Annotated in this window: 5 protein-coding genes and 2 pseudogenes; 6 read left to right on the top strand and 1 reads right to left on the bottom strand. The window is 52.6% G+C overall.

Features of this window, described 5'->3' with window-relative positions; translation table 11 throughout:
- Positions 1–124 precede the first annotated feature (124 nt).
- Positions 125–334 (top strand): annotated as a pseudogene (locus CKW40_RS41590) (Tn3 family transposase); the annotation flags it as partial.
- 145 nt (positions 335–479) lie between these two features.
- Here CKW40_RS41590 and CKW40_RS41595 read toward each other — a convergent pair.
- Positions 480–857, bottom strand: a pseudogene (locus CKW40_RS41595) (IS110 family transposase); the annotation flags it as partial.
- Between the two features lie 422 nt (positions 858–1,279).
- Here CKW40_RS41595 and CKW40_RS41600 point away from each other — a divergent pair.
- From CKW40_RS41600 to CKW40_RS41620, 5 genes are all read left to right on the top strand, one after another.
- Positions 1,280–2,476: a histidine decarboxylase gene (locus CKW40_RS41600; protein ID WP_244571554.1), complete on the top strand. Its 1,197-nt coding sequence runs from the start codon at positions 1,280–1,282 to the stop codon at positions 2,474–2,476.
- A complete protein-coding gene (locus CKW40_RS41605; protein ID WP_095205303.1) occupies positions 2,473–3,558 on the top strand; it encodes a fatty acid desaturase family protein in 1,086 nt (361 codons plus the stop codon). Before CKW40_RS41600 ends, CKW40_RS41605 begins: the two co-directional genes overlap by 4 nt.
- 101 nt (positions 3,559–3,659) lie before the next feature.
- Positions 3,660–4,949 carry an O-acetylhomoserine aminocarboxypropyltransferase/cysteine synthase family protein gene (locus CKW40_RS41610; RefSeq protein WP_244571555.1) on the top strand — a complete coding sequence of 430 codons (1,290 nt, stop codon included), beginning with the start codon at positions 3,660–3,662 and terminating at the stop codon, positions 4,947–4,949.
- The gene (locus CKW40_RS41615) at positions 4,949–5,728 is read left to right on the top strand and encodes a gamma-glutamyl-gamma-aminobutyrate hydrolase family protein (protein WP_095205307.1); all 780 of its coding nucleotides are present in this window, start codon (positions 4,949–4,951) and stop codon (positions 5,726–5,728) included. The genes CKW40_RS41610 and CKW40_RS41615 overlap by 1 nt, the downstream gene beginning before the upstream one ends.
- Entirely contained in the window at positions 5,725–6,645 is a 921-nt protein-coding gene (locus CKW40_RS41620) for a DMT family transporter (protein ID WP_179298316.1), read from the top strand. Before CKW40_RS41615 ends, CKW40_RS41620 begins: the two co-directional genes overlap by 4 nt.
- Positions 6,646–6,884 lie beyond the last annotated feature (239 nt).

Raw genomic sequence — 6,884 nt, forward strand, 5'->3', positions numbered from 1 at the left:
AATTTCATCTTCGGGATCCGGTGACGGCGGCTGGCATTATGTTTGTAGGGCATCAGAAGATCATGTCATTGACGATCTCGCCGGCCTATCGGCAAACCCTTGAAAAATGATCCACGCACCAAAGCTGCATTGGAATACAGTTTACATAGAGCGGGCGGTTGCCCATTTGCGCAGTGCACGTCGCGAGATTCCGGATCATCTGCTGAAGCACATTTCGCCGTTGAGCTGGGAGCACATCAACCTGACCGGCATCTACACTTGGGACGCGGAACATCAAATGCCTGAAGGATTCCGATCGCTAACACTTCCGACCCCAATCCGTCGAGCAGCATAGAGTTCACGATCCATTCGCCCTTAGCGCAAGATTTTGAACAGCTCTTCTGTGGTTGCCGCCCGGAGTGCAAGAGTTTTACTGGCCGTCATGTGCTGTGATCGAGTGCGGTCTTCTGTCAGGCCTCAAAGGTGCGGCCTGTCTGGCGTTCTCTTGCCCGGAACAACACTGCTCTGGCCTGCTGAGCCTCCGACTTCGGTTCGACGAAACGCATTTCTGGGCGCTGCGCAGCAATCACAATAGCTTCGGCATCCGCCGCATCGTTCTTCTGCCTCTTCACGAAAGGCCGAACATATTGTGGGGCAATCAGCTTCACTTCGTGGCCAAGACTTGTCATCTCCCGGGCCCAATAGTGGGCGCTGCCACAGGCTTCCATGATCACTATCGCCGGCGGCTGCTCAGCCATGAAGTGCCGGAACTGCTGACGCGACAACTTCCTGCGAAACCGCACTTGCCCTGTCATCGACGCTCCATGAATCTGGAAAACTGCCTTTGCCAGATCAATGCCGATCATCGTATCTTTCATCGCGGTTGCCGTCCTCTCTGCTGGTGGGGTTGGTCACCCACTATTTTGGCACATTCGATGCCGTCTGAGGTGGGCGGCAACCACCCCATCTTGTCCTGACCCCATGGTGGCAATGGTGGCACCGGCGCCTCCACCATCATCGCTGCCGGCGAAGAGACTTGATTTTCTCTTATGCAGCTCCGTTTCAACACCATCATTCTGAGGGACAGCCACCCAACCTGGCTATGCTCGCGAAGGCCGGCCCATTACCCATCTAACGCCGGATAATTCGAGGTTTGACACACCGGAGACTACGCCAACTCCCAATTCCAACCTCTCCCGCTACGGCACCCTCCAAAAGTGTCACGCTACACAATAACGGTAGCATCAAAAGTGTTACCTGATGTAGCCTACCTGTGATTGTTAGTGGTGAGGACATAGCGTTGTATACTACGTATGAAATTCCTGATTACCGTCCGTCGCTTTCGGGTTCTGATATTGACGCCATTCTCAATGCGCTCAGCCAAAAATTCAGCGAGAGACGCTCTAAGCACCTCGGCTATCCATATAATCTTGACTTCGACGCCAGTTCCCTTTCACAATTTTCCAATTTTCTGATCAATAATCTAGGTGATCCTTACGCGGGCTCTCACTATGCGACGGAAGTTTGCAGCACAGAACGCGAGGTAATCGATTGGATTATGCGCGTGTGGCAGTGCAACGATCCGTCCGAATATTGGGGATCTGTCGGCACAAGCGGGACAGAGGGCAATCTCTGGGCTCTCTACCTCGCAAGAGAGGCGCTCAGCGACCCTCTGCTTATTCATTCCGCGGAGGCTCACTACTCACTTCCGAAGGCAGCCAGGATACTGCAAATCGACGCCTTGAAGTGCAGTGTGGGTGGCTCGGGCGCCATATGTAACGAGTCTTTGAAGACGTTGATACATGCCAATCGTCACCGCAGCATAATTCTCGCGTTAACGTGCGGAACAACCATGAAGGGCGCCCATGACGATATCGCTTCCTGCATCTCGGCTCTAGACGAAGTCGGAGTTGAGCCCAACAGACGCTTTATCCATATCGACGGTGCATTGAATGCGATGGTTCTTCCTTTTATCGAAGACGTTCCTTTCGGGATCCGTCCAACCTTTCAGCATCGTATCGACAGTATGTCGACATCCGGTCATAAGATGATTGGCACTCCCATGCCTTGCGGCGTGCTGGTCGCGCGTCGTCAGCACGTGAACAAAGTGGCGTCTTCGGTCAGCTATTTACGCTCTGATGACACTACCTTGATGGGATCGAGAAACGGGCACGCCGTGTTGGCGATCTGGAACCGCTTGATGCGTCTCGACGTACCAGGTTTCCAAGCTAACGCAAGGAACAGTGCCACGCGGGCTCAAGCTTTCGCTGATACGTTGCGCATTGCTGCAGTTCCGGTGCTCCTAAATCCATTTTCGTTGACAGTGGTGTTTCCGAAGCCCTCCGAACGTCTCGTTCAAGAATATCAGCTGGCATGCCACGATAATCTCGCCCACGCGATCGTCATGCCCAACGTCGACACGGGTCTCATCAACCGCTTCACCAATGCTTACATCACCGAGTGGACGTCCAGTTCCCCAGAAAAGGCATTTTCATGAACGTCCACACTCAAGCCGCCTACAGCGGTATCGAGGCACCGGATCGATACGATCATTATCGGTTCGACAAGTCTGTCGTTGTAGACATAAAGGCACTCGAAACCGACAATTGGCATGGCCCATTTTATATACTCAAAGACTACGCAATAATTGCCGTTCTTGTTTGGCTTGTTGTTGGCGTGAGCTGGTGGTTCTATCCGTTAGCACTGATTATGATAGGCGCTCATCAGAGAGCTATTTCAACCATCTTGCATGACTCTGCTCACGGTGTCCTGACGAAGAACCGGCTGCTGAATTTCTTACTGGGTACGCTACCTACCGCATGGCTCATCTTTCAAAGGTTTTTCGCTTACAAGGAATCCCACGTCCACACCCATCATCCTTTTCTTGGGCGTGCGGATGCCGACCCAGATCTCGATTTTTTTATCGCGGAAGGCGTCTTCACACCGCGATCGGATCGCTCTTTCACTTGGACGATTATCGTCCTGCCGTTGCTTGGATCGAAGACTTTTTCCTATCTCAGATATCTCGTGCACAATAGATATGAAATGATCGCCCGTGGCGTCTCCGACAAGGAAGGGCAGTCTCGTGTAAAACGCGGTGAACGATGGCGCTTTGAGCTTGACAGATGGGGATTTTATACATTCTGGATCGGTATCATGGTAATCGCGACGATACACGGTTACCTTCTGGAGCTTTGTCTTCTTTGGCTTGTTCCATATCTGACCTCGTTTCATATCATTGGCTGGTTCATCGAGATGTCCGAGCATTGCAGCTCGATTGATCGGCAAACAGTGAACCTGCACATGGCACGGAACCGTCGCAGCCGTCATCTGGAGAAATGGCTGACTGCGATCAACAACGACAACTATCACTTAGATCATCACCTTGATCCTACCACGCCATTTTGGCGCCTGCCGGAGGCACACGTCATCCGAATGAGAGACCCTGTCTATGCTCAGCACTGCCTGGAGACGGGAGGAATATTTCAGTCCGGGCCGAATGGTGAGCCTTCGATCTTGGAGCTCATCAAGAATCAAAACCGACAGCGCTACTGCGAAAGCACAGGATTATTAGCATGAATATCAACACACCCGACGAGAAGACGAGCTGTAGGAAACCCTTAATGCTAAAGGAAAACGAAAGGGCACACGTTGACGTCGCGACTGGGAAAGAGACGTCCATGCACCCTGAAACGATAGTCTTGCACGGTGCCTATCGTTGCGACCCGGCAACCATGGCCACAACCGTGCCAATTTATCTTTCGAATGCCTATGCATTCGAATCGATCGATCATGCTTCGGATGTATTCGATCTTCGTCGCGAAGGGCGGACCTATTCGCGATTGATGAATCCAACAACAGACGTATTTGAGCAACGTATCGCCTTGCTGGAAGGGGGCACCGCGGCGTTGGCGACGTCATCTGGTCAGGCTGCCATCATGCTCTCGATCTTAAATCTGGCCGCCGCAGGCGATAACATCGTGAGCTCCACACACCTTTACGGCGGCACCATCAACCTGCTTTCGAATACGTTCCGACGGCTTGGAATCGAGACACGGTTCGTCGATCCGAGCGACCCGGAAGAATTCCGCAGGGCATCCGACAATCAAACACGCGCCTGGTTTGCCGAAGCGCTTCCCAATCCACGGCTTGAGCCATTCCCCATTGTGGAGGTCGCAACGGTTGCGAGCGAGCTTGGAATCCCGTTGATCGTCGATAACACAATGACGCCACTTATCTCACGGCCACTTACGCTTGGCGCCCACATAACAGTCCACTCAACTTCGAAATACATATGCGGTCACGGGACAACAATCGGTGGGATTGTCATCGACGGCGGCACTTTCGATTGGAAAGCGCACGCTTGCCGCTTTCCACTGATTACCGATCCAGATGCCTCACATGGCAATATCGATTGGTTTGCTGCCGCTCATGAATTACCGGGACCATTTGGAGCAAGTCCGTTTCTCCTCAAGATGCGGAACACCCTCATGCGCGATTTTGGCCCGTGTCCATCTCCTTTTTCCTCCTTCCTCTGTATCCAAGGGCTTGAGACCCTGCCCTTGCGGATGCCAAGACACTGCTCCAATGCCCACAAGCTTGCTGAATACCTCGCTGTGCATCCACGCGTTCTTACTGTTACTTATCCGCTACTTGGCGCAAATGACCATCAGCGCCGCGCAGAGCAGAACATGGGTGAATATGGCGGCCCGATGCTGGTTTTCGAGATCGCTGGCGGTATAAATGCCGGCCGCAAATTCATAGAGCGCCTTAAACTTGCCTATCATGTCTCAAATATCGGCGATGCCAGAACACTCGCCACACATCCGGCCTCGACAACACATGCCTCGGTTTCGCCAGAGGCCCGTCTTGCAGCGGGTGTTCGAGACGGCACTATAAGGATTTCGGTTGGGCTTGAATATATCGACGATATTGTCGACGACATCGGGCAAGCTCTCAAAGGTGACTGATGACAAAGGTCGTAGCTAATCGAGGGCCTGCTATTGTTGGCGTCGTCTGTGATCGCCGGATAGAAGATGGCGTTGCCCTTGATACCTTACGTGTCCGCTATCTCGAGGCATTGCATTCGGGGGCAGGAGTCGTGTCGCTGGCGATTCCGACGGGCCTTCCGGTGCATGACCTTAAAGCAAGCCTTTCAGTTCTCAACGGCGTGCTGCTTACGGGAGCGGCTTCGAACGTCGCGCCCTCATTCTATGGCGGCATAACAGCACCTGCACATACGCTTGACACGAAGCGTGATGAGACAAGCTTCAGTATAATAGCTGCAGCCCTTTCACTCGGCGTTCCTTTGCTTGGGATTTGTCGCGGATTGCAGGAGCTTAATGTTGCTCTAGGAGGAACGCTTGAGCAGAATATATCGAAGGGCGACGATCGTCTGTTGCACATCGAAGATCTCACGCTTCCGCGCGATGCGCAATATACGCTGAGGCATGAGATCATACCCGACGGAAATGGCTGCATTGCGCAATGCATTCGACAAATCCAGCAAACGCCAGTTCTCGTAAATAGTCTTCACCGACAAGGAATAGCTTGCCTCGCGGATGATTTGGCTGTCGACGCGCGCTGCATGGACGGCGTGATCGAAGCCGTCTCTGTTAAGAATGCAAGAGCCTTTGCCGCAGCTGTGCAATGGCATCCAGAATGGCATTACGACAAAGATGCCCTCAGTCGTGAGATCTTCCGCGCATTTGGCGACGCATGTCGTCATCACCTAGAGAAAGTAAGATGATAAAACTCCATAAGTTGAACTTGACACCTGTTCTTGGAGTCGGCTTTGCGTTGCTGGCAGCCCTGTCGAACGGCACCGTAGGCGTTCTTTCTCGTAGCGCCTTCGACGAAGGCGTAGACCATACTACGGTAGCGTTCTGGCGATGCGGTATAGCACTGTCTTTGGTCACAATCATAGTTTTGCTTAGACCGGGCGGCATAGCGCGCCTATCTGAGGCATTTCAAGACGGTTGGAAAATAGCTATCTGCTCAGCGCTTGGCATTTTCACGCTTTACCATTTTGAGACGCGGGCATTTTCCTATGCAGCCATACCGCTTGTAGCAATCCTAGTCTTTGGAGGCGGCCTGGGAGCAATCCTGCTGGACATCTTCGTCCTGAAGGAGCGCGTAACGTCGCGGAAAACTTTTGCTATGTTCATGGTGTTTTTCGGCGGCTATTTCTTGATTGCCCATGATGGCATGGCTGTCGCCAATGGCTTAGGCGTCGGCTTCGCACTTATCGCTGGCTTCGGTTATGCGAGCTTCATCTTTGCTTGGAAATTCTTTAAGCTTCATTCAACCCTGGAAAGCTTTTGGTTGTTTCTTGCCTTTGGTTTTGTCATGCTCGCAGTACCCTATATCTGGGCCGGCGCACCGATACCTACGAGCGGCGCGCTCCCGAGCCTAATATCGTTGGGGATTATTCCGTCGCTTTGCGGATTTTATTCAACCATACTTTCGCTGAAATATATTGAGGCTTACAAAACTCAGGTCATCGAGTCTTGTGAGCCATTGTTTTCGGCACTATTTGCCATCATTTTTTTTGGCGAATGGTTGTCAGAGACAGGAATACTAGCCGCAATCACCATCATTGCCGGGGCATTTATAACCTCCCTACCTGAGCGACGCATCAATATTGATGCGGGTGCTACCGGTTAGCATTACAGTTGCGTATTTTTTCGGTGTCTGAATCTATAGGGCGTAATTACCCACCCCGTCGCCCCCGATGCGGCACAGTGCGTCGTCACTCATCGTCGATGTCCGGGTACTGCGTAAGCGCTGTCTCGTTGGCACCTTTCGCGCGTTGTCGTGAGCGACGATGCTCGGAGCCTTGAGGGCTTCGACACATGACGATTTCAGAGCTTACGCTTAAGTCCAGGGACGAGGAGCCGGTTCGA

The sequence above is a fragment of the Mesorhizobium carmichaelinearum genome (assembly GCF_900199455.1).
GTDB classification, from domain to species: Bacteria; Pseudomonadota; Alphaproteobacteria; order Rhizobiales; family Rhizobiaceae; genus Mesorhizobium; species Mesorhizobium carmichaelinearum.

What these genes read in the sequence shown, in the direction of transcription:
- CKW40_RS41615 (WP_095205307.1), top strand. Translation starts at nt 4,949, where the DNA reads ATGACAAAGGTCGTAGCTAATCGAGGGCCTGCTATTGTTGGCGTCGTC.
- CKW40_RS41605 (WP_095205303.1), top strand. Translation starts at nt 2,473, where the DNA reads ATGAACGTCCACACTCAAGCCGCCTACAGCGGTATCGAGGCACCGGAT.
- CKW40_RS41610 (WP_244571555.1), top strand. Translation starts at nt 3,660, where the DNA reads ATGCACCCTGAAACGATAGTCTTGCACGGTGCCTATCGTTGCGACCCG.
- CKW40_RS41620 (WP_179298316.1), top strand. Translation starts at nt 5,725, where the DNA reads ATGATAAAACTCCATAAGTTGAACTTGACACCTGTTCTTGGAGTCGGC.